Here is a 14,563-nt window from a genome sequence, read left to right as displayed (position 1 = left end):
CGTTGCTGACCAGGCGCTCGTTGATCCAGTACCCACCCGTGCAGGTGCGGGAGTAGGACCGGTCGGAGCCGCCGTAGCAGCTGTACATCGTCTGGTGCGCGGGCACCCAGATGGTGCGTTCCCGCATCCAGCTGCCGTCGGCGGCGATCGGGCCGTCGCACAGGGTGCGGCGCTGGGAGCCCAGGAAGCCCCAGGGGTCGGTCTTGCAGATGACGCCCGGGGGGCCGCCCGGGGCGGGGTCGGCGGGGCTGGTGGCGGCGAGGCCGACGGCGGTCGCAGTGATCGCGGTGGCCAGCAGCGCGCCGGCGATGCTGCGGCGCAGGAGTCCGTTGACGGTGATCTGGGTGATGTTTGAAGTGTTCATGACATTGATCGTTCATCCGACGATCGCGTGGCAGTAGCGGTCACGTCCTTGCAAGGTTACAAACACACCTTGTAACCAGGAGGCTGGACGGCGAACACGGCAAGCTGCGCGCGCGTCACGATCCGCGCGAATCAGAAGCTATGGTAAGGGCTTTGGAACGCCCCACCGCTCAGCAGTGGGGCGCCCAGCACCTCTGGTTCGCGCAATAAGTCGCATGTGCGAGGTTCACCATCGCTGCGACGTCTCCGAACGCCACGCCTCTGGGGTCCAAGTTGGCGTGGAGGTCCTGGGCAATCCGCTGTGGCGTCCAACCCCAGCCGAGATCGTCACAGATGAGGCGTGCCATCCCGATCATGGCGCCGTCGTGGCCTGGGTCCCAAGTGAAGCCCATGGCGCGCACCTGAGCGAGGTATGCGTCGTCAACGGGATCTGCAGTCGCAACCGCAGTGCTGGAAAGCAGGGCAGCGCAGGCCATGACGGGGACGGCCAGCCAGCGAGGTGAGGGCATTTTGATGCGCTTCCTTTCTTCGGGGCGTTGACGGCGCCGTCAGTGTGCGGGTCCAAAGCTGCGCAAATATGAAGAATAGCGAAAGCCGGAAAAAACTAATGTGAAGCCGGATTGCGGGGCGACTGTCCCGGGACCCGGCCGGCCACGGTGGCAGGGGGACCGCCGCCGTGGGCGTTCCTGAACCCATGCCTGTTCTTTAGTGCGACGAGATTCCACAAGCCCGAAGCGGTCGGCTCACACGCAATTCACGTGCAGTGCTAATCCTCGTCGACGATTATGCGCCTTCTCCATCCGTTGAGAGCGCCAGTGCTGCAACACTTTCCACATCACGCCTCCGCGACTTGTAACGCCGACAATGCGGCGAAGTCAGTGACTGAATCGACCGTTTTCGCAATCAATTAATTGATTTCGGGACCTTGATGGGGAATTGTCTACGAAAGATTGCGCAAGCGCGTCCCGTCTACCACGGAGTTCACATGACACTGTCTCGCCGACACCCACTGGGCGTCCTCGTCGTGATTGTGGCAAGCATCGCCGTTGTCGCATCAGTCGGCGTGTTCGCACCCAAGGCCCAGGCGTTCTACATCAAGAACCACGAGACGATCACCCGTAACGCCCTGCCGGTGGCGCAGGTCAGCCAGCTGGCCATCAACCAGATACTCGTCGGTCCTCCGCCGGGCGCAGGAGCGATGGGCAGCGACGCATTCGCGACCGACGAGTTTCGGCACCTCGACAACTCGATCACCCCGGTCGACATCTGTGCCCGAGCCAAGCAGGCCTGGGACACCTTCTCGCCCGTCGTGCTGAGCGGGTCGGTGCTCAACGGCACCGCTGAGGCGGACGGACCAGGCGCCCGCGCCGCCTTCGGAGCACTCGCGCACACAGTGCAGGACTTCTACTCCCACTCCAACTGGGTCGAGGACAACGTCTCCGCCGGCCAACTGGACCGGCTCGCCCCGCCGATCTTCCCGACGTGCAATCCGCTGGACTTCCCCGCGGATCTGCACACCGGATACTTCGACATCCAGTACTCGACGCAGTTCCCCCTCGACGGCTGCCCGCCAGGAGGCCCGCCGCCGGGATTCGAGGAGTGCCACTCGGTGCTGAACACGGACGGCCCGAAGACCCCGCGCGGTAGCCAGCGGGTCCCGGGAACCAACCAGAGCATGTACGACCTCGCGGTGGCGCTCGCGACCCGGGCCACCACCGACTTCTACGTGCAGATGCGCGAACTGGTCTCCACCACAAACGGGCCGAACGCCGCAACCGCCTTGTTCCAGCAGGGCGGCCCGATGCCGAGCCTGGCCGAGCTTCGCAAGATGTACCCGCAGCTGAACGCCTACCTGGGAACCGGGTAGCTCTTGCAGTCCCATAACCGCGCAGGCTGACCGCGAGGGCACGAAATCCCTTGTCGGCTCCCGGGCATCCTCCCGGGCGCGATGCACTCGACAGCCTTGATTGGCAGGATGGGATCGAAACCGGTTGCTGAGGAGGTAAGGATGGGCAACAACGAAGGGATCGGCGTTCTGCAACTCGAGTGCCCGCAAAGACATTCCGCCGGCCGGGTGCTCAAGGAGGCTGCGCATCATCAGGTCCAATACGATCCCGGACCGGCCGTCGGACCACGCCAATTCTGGCCGCAGGAAGACGAGCAGGGGCGCTTCAAAACGCACTGCAGGCACTGCGACAAACCAGTGTGGGGTCCCTCAGCTACCTTGCAGGGCAAGCTCATTGAGTTGCTCGCCGACGATTCGGCGACCCACGCGACTGTGACACTGCAGTATCTCTGACTGCGAGGATGCAATGAGCAGCTCAGAGCAGTCGCAGATGCGCACCCGCATGTTCGCCCGCACGCTGGGTCCGTTTTTCACAATCGTTCCCACCACGGTTGCGGTGCGTGGCTCGTACATGCAGGCGCTGTTCACCGAGTTCAAGGCCAACCCCATGTGGCCGTGGCTGTACGGCGCAATTCTCCTGATGGCCGGCCTGGTCATCATCACTTTTCATCAGTACTGGCGAAGCCCTGCGGCGGTCATCGTGTCACTTCTGGGCTGGTTCCTTGCGGTACGCGGGGTGCTGCTGCTGACCGTTCCTCAGGCCTACGACGCGGCCGGCAACGCCGTCTACAGTTCGGGAGCCAAGGCGGCGATCTGGGTGGTATTCGCCTGTCTGGCGCTGAGCGGCCTCTACCTGACCTACGTCGGCTGGAGACCTGAGCCGCATGCCGCGGATCACTGACTACTTGCCGGCGAGAATGCGGTATTGCGCCGAAATCTGCTGCATCGCATCTTTCTGACTGTCGGAGAAGACGGTGAAGGCATAGCGGTCGGCGCGCGCCACACATTTGAACTGCCACTGCATCATTCGGTAGGTAGCCGGTGCGTCGGGGGATTGCGTGGGGCCGGTTCTGCGGAAGCACTGGGCAGCGGGAAAACCCGGCACCGGATCGCTGAGTCCCTGCACGTCGGCGGCGTGGCTTGCCTGGCCGGCGAGGAAATCCATCAGGTGCTGCGCCGCGTCGGCGTTGGTGGCCTGGTAGACGGTTGCCAGTCGTTGGGCCACATAGTCCACGCCGGCTGACTGCAGTGCGGCTGCCGAACCGGCCGGGTCGACCGCGAAGTGCAGCCAGCCCGGACGCTGCCACACGCCGGCGTCGAACGGCAGCGTGGCGCCCTCGCGGACCAAGGTGGCGGCCAGGAGTCGTCCGGACGCGTCCAGTGGCAGCGAGTTGAGGTTGGCCGGATCTGTCGGAACGAACTGGTCGATCAGCTTTACCTGCCTGTCAAGGCAGGCCAAGATCAGCAACTCGGGTGTCTTTTCCGGGCCGTGACCAATGCTGTTAAAGGCTGTTTGGTAAAGGACGTAGGGCCCGCGCGCGGTGAAACTGTCGACGGTCCTGGCGCCGCTCGCCCGCGCGTACCTGACCGCCATCGCCTCGGGGTGCTTGTCGATGACCGCCGGTTCATGCGGCGAGTCCCCCGGCAAGGTGGGGTTCGCCGCCGCCAGCTCGGCTGCGGCGGCGGCTGCGGCGGCGGGGTCGGCGAAGCGCAGGACCGCATTGGTCAGACCCCGCGACGGGGGAGTGCCCGGGGACACTCTCCGGGTGGAGAACCCGGTGATGTACCCGTGCTTGGCTGCGACGCTGGAAAGCCACGGACCGAACACCCGCTCCAAGTCCGGGGGAGTCGGCATGCCCCCGATCTGAACGAGCAATTCGAGGTACGGAAATTGCGTGATTGTCTCGTCGACCTGCCATGGGCCCGTCACGAAATCAGCCAACCGATGAGCTTCCAGCACGCTTTGCGCGAACTTGTCGTCGCCGGCGGTTCCGAAGATGTGGCCCAGGGTGGTCGGGTAGGTGCCGGTGTCCATCAGCGTCACGTTGGCGGTGTCGGTGTCCTTGGCCTTGACCGCCCCGCCGCTCACCTCGCTGTGACACCCGGTCAGCAGCACCACGGACACGACCACCGCCGCAAGCAAACGCGCGGGAATTGTTGGGAGCATTGCTGTTTCTAGCTGCCGGCCGGGTCGGTCAAGTCGATCCACTCGCCGTGCGCGGCCACCCGCAGCACGTTGCCGATCCCAGCCTCGTCGAAGGCCGCGACGAATTCGTCCACGCCCTCGCTGAAGTGGGCCCAGCCGTCGACGTGGGCCGGTATCACCAGCCGGGCGCCGAGCACCTCGGCGGTGTCGACGACCGCTGGCGGCCCGCCCAGCACACTGATCGCGCGGTCGCGCCGCTGCGCGTCCACCGTGGCGGTCATACGCCCCGTGCCTGGTTCTGCCAATACGGCGCCCGCAGTTGCGCTTTGAGGATCTTGCCGCTCGCGTTGCGGGGCAGCGACGCCACGAAGTCGACGGTTCGCGGACATTTGTAGGCGGCCAAATGGAGGCGGCTGAAGTCGATGATGTCGTCGGGCGCCACGTCGGTGGTGGTGACGACGATCGCCTTGACGGACTCACCCCAGAAGTCATCGGGCACACCGATGACCGCGGCGTCGGCGACGGCGGGATGCTCGAGCAGCACGCTTTCCACCTCGGGGCCGTACACGTTCTCACCGCCGGTGATGATCATGTCCTTCAACCGGTCCTCGATGTAGAGGTAGTTGTCGGCGTCGAGGCGGCCGATGTCGCCGGTGCGCAACCAGCCGTCGGCGGTGATCGTGTCGGCGGTCGCTTCCGGCCGATTCAGGTAGCCGCGCATGGCCTGATCGCTGCGGGCCCAGATCTCGCCTGGCTCGCCGCTGTTCAGCCGGTGTCCCGTCGCGGGGTCGACGATCTGGATCTCGGTGCCCAGCGCGGCCCTTCCGGCCGACAGCAACAGGTTGGGCCGTCCCGGATCGCGGTGGTCGGCGGCACTGAGCGCGGTGACCGCCCCGCACAGCTCGGTCTGTCCGTACACCTGAACGAAGTTCACGTCCGGCCACGCCGCCAGCGCCCGTTGCAGCAGCGGGACCGGCATCGGGGCCGCCCCGTACACGAGGTAGCGCAACCGGGCGACGGCACCGCGCGCCGTCTCGCCGGCGTCGAGGAACCGGGCGATCACCGGCGGCACCAAAAAGGCATGTGTCGCACCGGCATTCAACACGCCGATCAGAGTCGCGGCCTCGGGCTCGCGAGTCAGGATCGTCGGTACCCCGGCGAAAACGCCGAAGAATGCGTAAGCGATTCCGCCGACGTGGAACAACGGCATCGCGACCAGGTTCGCGTCCCCGTCGGCGAACGGAAACGCCGGGGCCAGGTTCCCGATGTGATTGACCAGCGCGCGCTGGCTCAGCACCACACCTTTCGGGCGCCCGGTGGTGCCCGAACTGTAGATCACCAGAGCGGGTTCGTCCTCGCGGCCCTGCGCGCTTGTCGACACGGGTTCCGCTGCGGCGAGCAAGGATTCGTATTCATCGGCCTCGCCGCCTACCACGACCATGCGCTCGATGCCCGGAACCCGCGCAGCGATGTCCTGCACCGCCGGTTGCAGTTCGGCGCCGACCAACAACAATCGTGCACCGCTGTCGTTGAGTACGTGCACGAGTTCTTCTCCGATGACCCGCCAGTTGACGACGGTGGCCACCGCGCCGATCGAGGTCGCCGCGATCAACGTTTCCAGGCAGGCCGGGTGATTCTTGTCGAGGAACGCCACCCGCTGGCCGGGCTGCACACCCGCGGCGCGCAGCGCGCCGGCCGCGCGGCGAATCCGCGCCGCCCACTGGGCCCAGGACCACTGCCGGTCACCGAACTGAAGTGCTGTGCCGTCGGGACTGCACTGGGCATGTTGCTCGATGACTGCGCGGAGTGTCGCCCTGGTGTCCCTGGTGGCCAAGGTGGCATCGGTTGGTGGCATAGGCTCCACTCTGCAATACGGCACCGCCCCGGCGCACAGCCGCTCCCACCTGCCGGTCGACTACCGGCGGGCCGGTGCCCGCTATCGGCCCGATAGCTGGACCACGGAGGCGCATAAGACGCCCCCAGAGCCGAGCGTCATCAGCCCACCCACGATCACGCCGACCCAACTCTGGTGTCGGTTCTTCGACTCCTGCTGCGCGAGGTCGCGGTGATCGGCGGTCCCCTTCGAAGTTGTACGTGGCTTGCGTTCCAGCCGGACCGTCTGCTATGCATAAGTGAATATTCCCTAGTTTAATGTGGAGGCAGGATGTCCCGTCGAGTAATGGTGGCCGGTGTCGGGATGATTCCGTTCACGACCCCGAGCCGAACCGAGCCATACCAGGTGATGGCCGAGAGCGCGGTGCGTGCCGCGCTGGCCGACGCCGGGGTCGAGTACTCGTTGGTGCAGCAGGCATACGCGGGTTATGTGTACGGAGACTCAACATCTGGTCAGGCCGCACTGTACGGGTTGGGGCAGTCCGGCATCCCGATCGTGAACGTCAACAACAACTGCTCGACGGGTTCTACGGCGCTCTGGCTGGCGCGACAGGCCGTCGAGACCGGCGCGGCCGAGTGCGTTCTGGCGCTGGGCTTCGAGCAGATGCAGCGGGGCGCGCTGGGGTCGATGTGGACCGACCGCCCCAGCCCGTTCGGCCGGTTCGACGACGTCACCCGCGCCGCCCAGGGATGGGACGACGCCGCGCCGATGGCCGCCCAATACTTCGGCGGGGCGGGCCGCCAATACGCCGAGAAGTACGGGACCGACCCCGCCACATTCGCCCAGATCTCGGTCAAGGCGCGCAGGCATGCCAAGAACAATCCGTATGCGGTGTTCCGCGACGAGGTGACGGTGGAGGAGGTGCTGGCCTCGCCGCACATCTACGGACCGCTGACCAGGCTGCAGTGTTGCCCGCCAACGTGTGGTGCCGCCGCCGCCGTCCTGGTCAGCACGGAGTTCGCCGCCAAGCACGGGTTGAAGCCGCAGGTCGCCGTTAAGGCCCAGGCGATGACCACCGACTTTCCGTCCACCTTCGCCGGCGCCGACATGATCAAGGTTGTGGGCTACGACATGGCCAAGGCCGCCGCGGATCAGGTGTACGAAACTTCAGGTGTCGCACCTGAAGACATCCGGGTCGTCGAATTGCACGACTGCTTCACCGCCAACGAGCTGCTCACCTACGAGGGCCTTGGCCTGACGCCGGAGGGCACCGCGGAGAAGTTCATCCTCGATGGTGAGAACACCTACGGGGGTCGTGTGGTGACGAACCCGTCGGGCGGGCTGTTGTCCAAAGGGCATCCGCTCGGGGCGACCGGTCTGGCCCAGTGCGCCGAACTGGTGTGGCAGCTGCGCGGGCAGGCCGGCGCGCGTCAGGTCGAGGATGTCGACGTTGCACTGCAGCACAACATCGGGCTCGGCGGTGCCGCCGTGGTCACCCTCTACGAGAAGGTGTCCTGATCATGGCAATCGACAAGAGCGTCGTCGGGACCGCGCTGCCGACCTCGACGCTGACCGTCGAACGAAATCGGTTGCGGTTCTTCGCCAAGTCGATCGGGGAGACCGATCCGATCTACACCGACGTCGCGGCCGCCAAAGCTGCCGGACACCCGGACCTCCCGGCGCCGCCCACGTTTCTGTTCTCGGTGGAACTGGAGAGCCCGGACCCGTTCGCGTTCCTGGAGTCCCTGGGCGTGGACCTGCGCTTCGTGTTGCATGGCGAGCAATCCTTCAGCTACCACGCCCTCGCGTATCCCGGTGACGAACTGGTCGCGACTCCGCGAATCACCGACGTCTACACCAAGAAGGGCGGCGCGTTGGAATTCCTGGTCAAGCACACGGCGATCACCCGCGCCGACGGGACCGCTATCGCCGAACTGCAGTCGGTTATCGTGATTCAAAACCCAGGAGTGGCATCATGACTCTCGCCGAGACGGTTTCGGTCGGCACCGAGCTGCCACCATTGAAGATTGCCCCGATCTCACGGCAGACGCTGGCCCTGTTCGCCGGTGCCTCCGGCGACCATAACCCGATGCACATCGACCTGGACGCCGCAAAGTCGGTGGGCCTGACGGACGTGTTCGCCCACGGGATGCTCTCGATGGCCTACCTGGGCCGGCTGCTGACGAATTGGGTTCCCCAGGAACGCATCCGGTCCTACCGGGTACGGTTCGCCGCCATCACCCCCGTGCACGCGGAACCGACCTGCACCGGACGGGTGACGCAAATCGACGATGTCGACGGCGAGAGGCGGGCGACCGTCCAGCTGACCGTGACGCTCGAGGACGGCAGCACCACGCTAACCGGCGATGCGATCATCGCCATCTGACTGAAAGGTACTGATATACATGGGAACTCTGGACAACAAGGTCGCCATTGTTTCGGGCTCCGGCCGCGGCATCGGGCGCGAAATCGCGATCAAGCTGGCTTCCGAAGGCGCCCGCGTCGTGGTGAACGACCTCGACGCCGATCCGGCCGCCGAGACGATCGCCGCCATCGAGGCGGTCGGTGGCAAGGCTGTCACGTGCGTCGGCAGCGTCACGGATGACGGCTTCGGGGACCGGTTCGTGCAGACGGCCGTCGACACGTTCGGCGGCCTGGACATCATCGTCAACAACGCCGGCTACACCTGGGATTCGGTGATTCAGAAGATGACCGACGAGCAGTGGGACGCGATCCTGGACGTGCACCTCAAGGCGCCCTTTCACATCCTGCGTGCTGCGCAGCCGGTCATCAGCGGATTCGTCAAGCGCGCCAGGGAAGCCGGGGAACCGGTGCCCTGCCGCAAGGTGGTCAACATCTCGTCGTTGGCCGGAGTGGGCGGCAACGCCGGCCAGGCCAACTACGCCTCGGCCAAAGCCGGCATCCTCGGCCTCACCAAGGCGCTGGCCAAAGAGTGGGGACGCTACAACGTCACCGTCAACTCCGTGGCGTTCGGTTTCATCAAGACCCGGCTCACCGACGCCCCGGCGGGCGGCGGGAAGATCACCGTGCAGGGCAAGGAGATTCAGGTCGGAGTCAACCCGGGTCTGCTGGCCGCGATGGAACAAATGATCCCGCTGGGCCGGGCCGGCACTCCCGCCGAAGCCGCCGGCGCCGTGTACCTGCTGTGCACACCCGAATCCGACTATGTCAGCGCACAGACCCTGGTCTGCGGTGGCGGAGTGAACATCTGAACCATGTATGTAACCCAGTCGCTGCACCGCATGCTGCAGCAGTGTCCAGATATGACGCTGACGGTGTTCGGGGACCGGCAGCGCACGGTGCGCCAGTCCGCGGATCGCATCGCGCGATTGGCCGGGGCCCTGCGGGAACTCGGCGTCCAGCGCGACGACCGGGTCGCGTTTCTCGGGCTGAACTCCGACCGCTACCACGAATACTTCTACGCGGTGTCCTGGGCGGACGCGGCGGTCAACCCGGTCAATGTCCGCTGGAGCCCCGTCGAAATCGCCTATTCGTTAAGGGATTCCGACACCAGGGTGCTATTCGTCGACGACGCATTCGCCGCAGTGGTGCCGCAGATCATTGCTGCGGGCGCGGAGTTGTCGACCGTCGTCTACTGCGGCGAGGAATCCTGCCCGGCGGGGATGGTCGACTACGAAGGGCTGATCGCCGGTTCGCAGCCGATCCCGGATGCCCGGCGCGGCGGAGACGCGTTGTTCGGGGTCTTCTACACCGGTGGCACGACCGGGCATCCCAAGGGAGTGATGCTCAGCCACACCAACGTGGTGACCTCGGCGCTGGGCAGCCTGGCCAGCGGCCAGTTTCTCACCGCCCGTGGCCGAATCCTGCACGCGGCGCCGCTGTTTCACCTGGCGGCGATAGGCATGTGGATCGCCGGCAGCGCTGCCGGGTCGACCCACGTGTTCGTGTCGTCGTTCACTCCCGGCGGGGTGGCGAAGACGATCAGCGACTGCCAGGTCACCGACCTGTTGCTGGTACCGACGATGATCCAGATGCTGCTCGACCACCCGGACGCCGCCGGGTTCGATCTCACCTCGCTGCGCCATCTCACCTACGGTGCCTCACCGATCTCCGAAGCGCTCGTCGAAAGGGTCGGAAAGGCCCTTCCCATAACGGCTTTAGCCCAGGCATACGGGATGACCGAGCTGGCGCCGGCGGCCACGTTCCTGATGCCCGCCGATCACGACGACCCGGCGCTGCAGCGATCCGCCGGACGGGCGCTGCCGCATGCCGAGGTTCGGGTGGTCGACGCACACGACAATGAGGTTCCGTGCGGTGAGATCGGGGAAGTGGTCGTCCGCGGCGCCAACGTCATGCTGGGCTATTGGAACCGAGCGCAGGACACGGCCGCCGCGGTGCGCGACGGGTGGATGCACACCGGCGACATGGGGCGGATGGACGAACGCGGCTACCTTTACATCGTCGACCGCCTCAAGGACATGATCATCACCGGTGGTGAGAACGTCTATTCGGCCGAGGTCGAGAACGCCTTGGCCAAACATTCCGCGGTCGCGGCTGCCGCGGTGATCGGCGTCCCCGACGACCGATGGGGCGAACGGGTCCATGCCGTCATCGTGTTGCGACCCGATGCTCAGGCGACTGCGGAGTCGCTACAGGAGCACTGCCGGGCGCTCATTGCCGGCTACAAGGTGCCGCGTAGCTTGGAATTCGTCAGTGAGCTGCCCATTTCCGGTGCCGGTAAAGTACTCAAACGTGATCTGCGGGAACGCTATTGGACTGCCGCGGGCAAGCAGATCTCTTGACTGAGGAGGGGATCGCAAGTCCGCCCGCCAGAGGGACGCGACCTCGCAACCGCCGACTGCTGATCATTCAGGCGGCCGCCGGCCTCTTCTGCGACAAGGGGTACGGCAACGTCTCGATGATCGATGTCGCCGACGCGGTGGCCGTGGGCCCGTCGTCGTTGTACCGGCATTTCCGCGGCAAGCATGCGCTGCTGGCAACCGTCATCGAGGACGCGATCACCACCCTCGATGCCGCAGTGCAGGGTGCCCAGGGAGCCGATGCCCCGACTGACCTGGCGGCGGTGCTGGCACGCGCCGTCCTGGACCGCCGCACCGTCGGTGTGCTGTGGCGGCGAGAAGACCGGCACCTGATGGCGGAGGACCGCAAGCGGCTGCGCCGGCTGGCTCGTCGGGCCGGAGAACGGCTCGCGGCCTACATTCGGGACCGGCGCCCCGACCTGCAAGCCTCACAGGCCGACCTGCTGGCGTGGTGTGCGCTCGGCGTTGCGAACAGCGTGTCCTTTCACCGGCTCTCCATGCCGGAGCCGGCGTTTTCCACCCTGCTGACCGAATTGATCGAGGTGCCGTTCAACGCCGACGCCGAGCTGCGACCGACCGGCTCGAGCGAGCCTCGCACCGGCGTCGTCGGACATTCCCGGCGAGAAGCGATCCTCTCGGCGGCCGCGACGCTGTTCGCCGAGAAAGGGTTCGCCGGCGTCAGCGTCGACGACATCGGAGCCGCCGTCGGCATCGCCGGTCCCAGTGTCTACAACCACTTCCCGGCCAAGTCCGACATCCTGGTCGCCGTCGCCTCACGTGGTAACGAATGGCTTTGGATGGCGTTCAATCGTGCTGTCGCGCATACCAATGACACGGCCGAGGCGCTGCGTCAAGTGGTGCTCAGCTACCAGACGTTTGCGTTCGGCAACCCCGACATCGTCGAGATTCTGATTACCGAGGAAATGCACCTCCCGGAGCCGGAGCGGCAACGCGCCAGGAGCGCGCAACGCGCCTATATCGACGAGTGGGTGCACCTCACCCGACAACTGCACCCGCACTGGACGCTCACCGAAGCGCGGATTCGCGTGCAGGCGGCCCAGATGCTGATCAACGACATCGCGGTGATTCCGCGACTACGCGATCTCGCCGGCGCCGAGGCGGTAGTCGTCGATCTGGCGGTTGCCTTGCTCGCTGGCAGCGCGGCCGCGTAGGCCCTACGATTCGCCCATGGCGGTAACTCCTGACGACGCGATCGATGCGATCCGGGGCACCGGCGGTGCGCAGCCGGGCTACCGGGCATTGCACGCCAAAGGCACCCTCTACCACGGCATGTTCACTGCTGTGCCGGCGGCGGCCGCGCTTTCGCGGGCGAAGCATCTGGACGGTACCGCCGTCCCGACGCTGTTTCGCTTCTCCAACGGGTCGGGCAACCCGGGCGAACCTGACAACGTGGCGGGCGTGCGCGGGCTGGGGGTGAAGTTCACGCTGCCCGACGGCTCCACCACCGACGTGGTGGCGCAGACCGCCAGGCTGTTCGTCTCCAGCACGCCGGACGGCTTCATCGACCTGCTCAAAGCGATGCGGCCAGGCCCGACCAAGCCGCTGCGCATGGTCCAGTACTTGCTCACGCATCCCCGACTGCTGGGCGCGCTGCCGGTCCTCCGCGACAGTCAGCGGATTCCGGCAAGCTACGCCACCACCGGGTATTACGGGCTGCACGCCTTCCGTTGGGTGGCGGCCGACGCCAGCGCCAGATTCGTTCGCTACCACCTGCGGCCCGTGGCGGGCGAGGAATTCCTGTCGGGGTCGGAGGCCAAGAGCAAGGACGCCGGCTTTCTGCTCCACGAGCTGAACCATCGCCTCGCGAGCGGACCGGTGCGCTTCGACTTCCGGGTTCAGATCGCGGGGCCCAACGACTCGAACGTCGATCCGTCGGCGGCCTGGAGCAGCACCGAGATGGTCACCGTCGGCAACCTCGAGATCACCGGCCTGGACACCAAACGCGAACACGACGGCGACATCGTCGTGTTCGACCCGATGCGGGTCACCGACGGCATCGAGCCGTCCGACGACCCGGTGCTGCGATTCCGGAGCAAGGCCTATTCGGCGTCGGTCAAGCTGCGCACCGGCGTAGACCGCGGTCCCGAGGCGCCACCCGTCTAAGGCTTTCAGTAGGCCACTACGCGAAAAGCGTTGAGTCGCAGCCGCGTTAGATATCTCACACACCGGCGAACGCGGTAGCCGGACGGGGTAGTGTGCGGTGAAGTGTTGGCTTCCCACATGGCGTTGATCGGCCTGGCCGGGTTCGGTGCCGGCGCGATCAATTCGATCGTCGGGTCCGGGACGCTGATCACCTTTCCGACGCTGGTCGCCCTGGGCTTTCCGCCGGTCACGTCAACCATGTCCAATGCGGTCGGCCTGGTGGCCGGCGGCGTGTCGGGCACGTGGGGCTATCGCGCCGAGTTGCGTGGTCAGTGGGGTCGGTTGCGGTGGCAGATCCCGGCATCGGTGCTCGGTGCGGTGCTGGGCGCCTTCCTGCTGCTGCACCTGCCCGAGAAGGTGTTCATCGATGTCGTGCCGGTGCTGCTGGTGCTGGCCTTGGTGCTGGTGGTGACCGGGCCGTGGATTCAGTCGTGGGCGCGTCGCCGGGCCGAGGAGGAGGGGCGCTCCGTCGAACACGTCTCGCCGGCGCGGGCGGCGGTGCTGGTGCTCGGCACGGTCGCCGTCGGCGGGTACGGAGGCTACTTCACGGCCGCGCAGGGCATCCTGCTGGTCGGTATGATGGGTGCGCTGCTACCGGAGTCGATGCAGCGCATGAACGCGGCCAAGAACCTGCTCACGACGCTGGTGAATATCGTTGCGGCGGTTAGCTATACGCTGGTGGCCTTCGACCGGATCAGCTGGCCGATCGCCGGGCTGGTCGCGGCGGGCTCGCTGGTCGGGGGCTGGATCGGGGCCCGCTATGGATGTCGGCCGTCGCCGAATTCGTTGCGCGTCACCATCGTTGTGGTCGGCCTGATCGGGCTGTATCGCCTGCTGACCGTGTAATGCCTTTCAGCTCAGCGTGGCAGCGGCGGCTTCAGCGATGACGTCGGTCACGTCGCCGCGTTTCCGCCACGCCTGACGCTGCCGCATCGCTCCGTTGCCCAGCGCCACGATGCGGTCGAGTTCCGTTGCGAAGCAGTCATATTCACCGAGCGCCTCGAGTGCCGGGCGCACCCGCCGTACCAGCGCGCCCAGCTGCTCACGCGCGGTCACCGCCCCCCGGCCGTGGACCAGGTCCAGCGCATTTCCCGACAGCCCGTCGTGGGCGGCCTTCCAGTACGCCGCCCGCAACGCGGCGGGCGCCAGGCGCGGGATTTGGTCGCGCTCCTCGAGCGCCGTCATCACCGCGGCCCTGATCAGGGTGGCCAGCAGCACCGTTTCGGCGATCGTCGCGGGCACGTCGGCCACCCGCACCTCGATCGTCGGGAAGTTCGCCGAAGGGCGCACGTCCCAATAGATCATGCCCTCGTCCAGAATGACGCCGGTGTCGACCAGCATGCGCACCGTGCGGTCGTAGTCGTCGGGCGAGGAGAAGAACGGCGGCGGCCCGGCGGCCGGCCAGCGCC

Annotated in this window: 17 protein-coding genes; 11 read left to right on the top strand and 6 right to left on the bottom strand. The window is 66.4% G+C overall.

Annotation, left to right across the window (positions count from 1 at the left end; genetic code table 11):
* The coding region (locus tag VML93_RS03645; protein WP_325607773.1) for a CDGP domain-containing protein at nucleotides 1-364 on the bottom strand (364 nt) is incomplete at its 3' end.
* A 169-nt stretch (nucleotides 365-533) separates the two neighbouring features.
* A complete protein-coding gene (locus VML93_RS03640) occupies nucleotides 534-839 on the bottom strand; it encodes a DUF732 domain-containing protein (protein ID WP_325607777.1) in 306 nt (101 codons plus the stop codon).
* Nucleotides 840-1,348: 509 nt separating this feature from the next.
* Between VML93_RS03640 and VML93_RS03635 the strand changes: the two genes are divergently transcribed.
* The 3 genes from VML93_RS03635 to VML93_RS03625 all read left to right on the top strand — a co-directional run bounded on the left by VML93_RS03635 (nucleotide 1,349) and on the right by VML93_RS03625 (nucleotide 3,110).
* The gene (locus VML93_RS03635; RefSeq protein ID WP_325607771.1) at nucleotides 1,349-2,230 is read left to right on the top strand and encodes a hypothetical protein; all 882 of its coding nucleotides are present in this window, start codon (nucleotides 1,349-1,351) and stop codon (nucleotides 2,228-2,230) included.
* A gap of 141 nt (nucleotides 2,231-2,371) precedes the next feature.
* Nucleotides 2,372-2,662: a hypothetical protein gene (locus VML93_RS03630; RefSeq protein WP_325607769.1), complete on the top strand. Its 291-nt coding sequence runs from the start codon at nucleotides 2,372-2,374 to the stop codon at nucleotides 2,660-2,662.
* A gap of 13 nt (nucleotides 2,663-2,675) precedes the next feature.
* Entirely contained in the window at nucleotides 2,676-3,110 is a 435-nt protein-coding gene (locus tag VML93_RS03625) for a hypothetical protein (RefSeq protein WP_325607767.1), read from the top strand.
* On the opposite strand, the gene VML93_RS03620 is transcribed toward VML93_RS03625, so the two are convergent.
* The 3 genes from VML93_RS03620 to VML93_RS03610 are packed head-to-tail and all read right to left on the bottom strand — an operon-like array spanning nucleotide 3,111 to nucleotide 6,189.
* Nucleotides 3,111-4,376 (bottom strand): DUF7373 family lipoprotein, encoded by a 1,266-nt coding sequence (locus tag VML93_RS03620; protein ID WP_325607765.1) that lies wholly within the window; start codon nucleotides 4,374-4,376, stop codon nucleotides 3,111-3,113.
* An 8-nt stretch (nucleotides 4,377-4,384) separates the two neighbouring features.
* On the bottom strand, nucleotides 4,385-4,636 hold the full coding sequence (locus VML93_RS03615) for a hypothetical protein (protein ID WP_325607763.1): 252 nt from the start codon (nucleotides 4,634-4,636) through the stop codon (nucleotides 4,385-4,387).
* A complete protein-coding gene (locus VML93_RS03610; protein ID WP_325607775.1) occupies nucleotides 4,633-6,189 on the bottom strand; it encodes a long-chain-fatty-acid--CoA ligase in 1,557 nt (518 codons plus the stop codon). Before VML93_RS03610 ends, VML93_RS03615 begins: the two co-directional genes overlap by 4 nt.
* A 330-nt stretch (nucleotides 6,190-6,519) precedes the next feature.
* Between VML93_RS03610 and VML93_RS03605 the strand changes: the two genes are divergently transcribed.
* The 8 genes from VML93_RS03605 to VML93_RS03570 all read left to right on the top strand — a co-directional run bounded on the left by VML93_RS03605 (nucleotide 6,520) and on the right by VML93_RS03570 (nucleotide 14,000).
* Nucleotides 6,520-7,707 carry a lipid-transfer protein gene (locus VML93_RS03605; RefSeq protein ID WP_325607760.1) on the top strand — a complete coding sequence of 396 codons (1,188 nt, stop codon included), beginning with the start codon at nucleotides 6,520-6,522 and terminating at the stop codon, nucleotides 7,705-7,707.
* A gap of 2 nt (nucleotides 7,708-7,709) precedes the next feature.
* On the top strand, nucleotides 7,710-8,168 hold the full coding sequence (locus VML93_RS03600; protein WP_325607758.1) for a MaoC family dehydratase N-terminal domain-containing protein: 459 nt from the start codon (nucleotides 7,710-7,712) through the stop codon (nucleotides 8,166-8,168).
* Nucleotides 8,165-8,575, top strand: coding sequence for a MaoC family dehydratase (locus VML93_RS03595; protein ID WP_325607756.1), 411 nt, complete (start codon nucleotides 8,165-8,167; stop codon nucleotides 8,573-8,575). Before VML93_RS03600 ends, VML93_RS03595 begins: the two co-directional genes overlap by 4 nt.
* A gap of 19 nt (nucleotides 8,576-8,594) precedes the next feature.
* Nucleotides 8,595-9,422, top strand: a complete 828-nt coding sequence (locus VML93_RS03590; protein WP_325607754.1) for an SDR family NAD(P)-dependent oxidoreductase — start codon at nucleotides 8,595-8,597, stop codon at nucleotides 9,420-9,422.
* Nucleotides 9,423-9,425: 3 nt separating this feature from the next.
* The gene (locus VML93_RS03585) at nucleotides 9,426-10,973 is read left to right on the top strand and encodes a long-chain fatty acid--CoA ligase (protein ID WP_325607752.1); all 1,548 of its coding nucleotides are present in this window, start codon (nucleotides 9,426-9,428) and stop codon (nucleotides 10,971-10,973) included.
* Nucleotides 10,970-12,163 (top strand): TetR/AcrR family transcriptional regulator, encoded by a 1,194-nt coding sequence (locus VML93_RS03580; protein ID WP_325607750.1) that lies wholly within the window; start codon nucleotides 10,970-10,972, stop codon nucleotides 12,161-12,163. Before VML93_RS03585 ends, VML93_RS03580 begins: the two co-directional genes overlap by 4 nt.
* 16 nt (nucleotides 12,164-12,179) lie before the next feature.
* On the top strand, nucleotides 12,180-13,115 hold the full coding sequence (locus tag VML93_RS03575; protein WP_325607748.1) for a catalase family peroxidase: 936 nt from the start codon (nucleotides 12,180-12,182) through the stop codon (nucleotides 13,113-13,115).
* Nucleotides 13,116-13,232: 117 nt separating this feature from the next.
* Complete coding sequence (locus VML93_RS03570; protein ID WP_325607746.1) at nucleotides 13,233-14,000, top strand: sulfite exporter TauE/SafE family protein; 768 nt, start codon at nucleotides 13,233-13,235, stop codon at nucleotides 13,998-14,000.
* A gap of 6 nt (nucleotides 14,001-14,006) precedes the next feature.
* Here VML93_RS03570 and VML93_RS03565 read toward each other — a convergent pair.
* Nucleotides 14,007-14,563: carboxylate-amine ligase (locus VML93_RS03565; RefSeq protein WP_325607744.1), on the bottom strand; the 557-nt coding region annotated here is incomplete at its 5' end.

Origin of the sequence: Mycobacterium sp. (assembly GCF_035499775.1) — a bacterium.
In the GTDB taxonomy this organism is placed as follows: domain Bacteria; phylum Actinomycetota; class Actinomycetes; order Mycobacteriales; family Mycobacteriaceae; genus Mycobacterium.
Note: the sequence above shows the minus strand (reverse complement) of the source record. Positions and strands in the feature narration are given on the sequence as shown.

Coding starts and splice junctions, on each gene's coding strand:
- VML93_RS03640 (WP_325607777.1), bottom strand. CDS start 839: ATGGCCTGCGCTGCCCTGCTTTCCAGCACTGCGGTTGCGACTGCAGAT.
- VML93_RS03635 (WP_325607771.1), top strand. CDS start 1,349: ATGACACTGTCTCGCCGACACCCACTGGGCGTCCTCGTCGTGATTGTG.
- VML93_RS03630 (WP_325607769.1), top strand. CDS start 2,372: ATGGGCAACAACGAAGGGATCGGCGTTCTGCAACTCGAGTGCCCGCAA.
- VML93_RS03625 (WP_325607767.1), top strand. CDS start 2,676: ATGAGCAGCTCAGAGCAGTCGCAGATGCGCACCCGCATGTTCGCCCGC.
- VML93_RS03620 (WP_325607765.1), bottom strand. CDS start 4,376: ATGCTCCCAACAATTCCCGCGCGTTTGCTTGCGGCGGTGGTCGTGTCC.
- VML93_RS03615 (WP_325607763.1), bottom strand. CDS start 4,636: ATGACCGCCACGGTGGACGCGCAGCGGCGCGACCGCGCGATCAGTGTG.
- VML93_RS03605 (WP_325607760.1), top strand. CDS start 6,520: ATGTCCCGTCGAGTAATGGTGGCCGGTGTCGGGATGATTCCGTTCACG.
- VML93_RS03600 (WP_325607758.1), top strand. CDS start 7,710: ATGGCAATCGACAAGAGCGTCGTCGGGACCGCGCTGCCGACCTCGACG.
- VML93_RS03595 (WP_325607756.1), top strand. CDS start 8,165: ATGACTCTCGCCGAGACGGTTTCGGTCGGCACCGAGCTGCCACCATTG.
- VML93_RS03590 (WP_325607754.1), top strand. CDS start 8,595: ATGGGAACTCTGGACAACAAGGTCGCCATTGTTTCGGGCTCCGGCCGC.
- VML93_RS03585 (WP_325607752.1), top strand. CDS start 9,426: ATGTATGTAACCCAGTCGCTGCACCGCATGCTGCAGCAGTGTCCAGAT.
- VML93_RS03575 (WP_325607748.1), top strand. CDS start 12,180: ATGGCGGTAACTCCTGACGACGCGATCGATGCGATCCGGGGCACCGGC.
- VML93_RS03570 (WP_325607746.1), top strand. CDS start 13,233: ATGGCGTTGATCGGCCTGGCCGGGTTCGGTGCCGGCGCGATCAATTCG.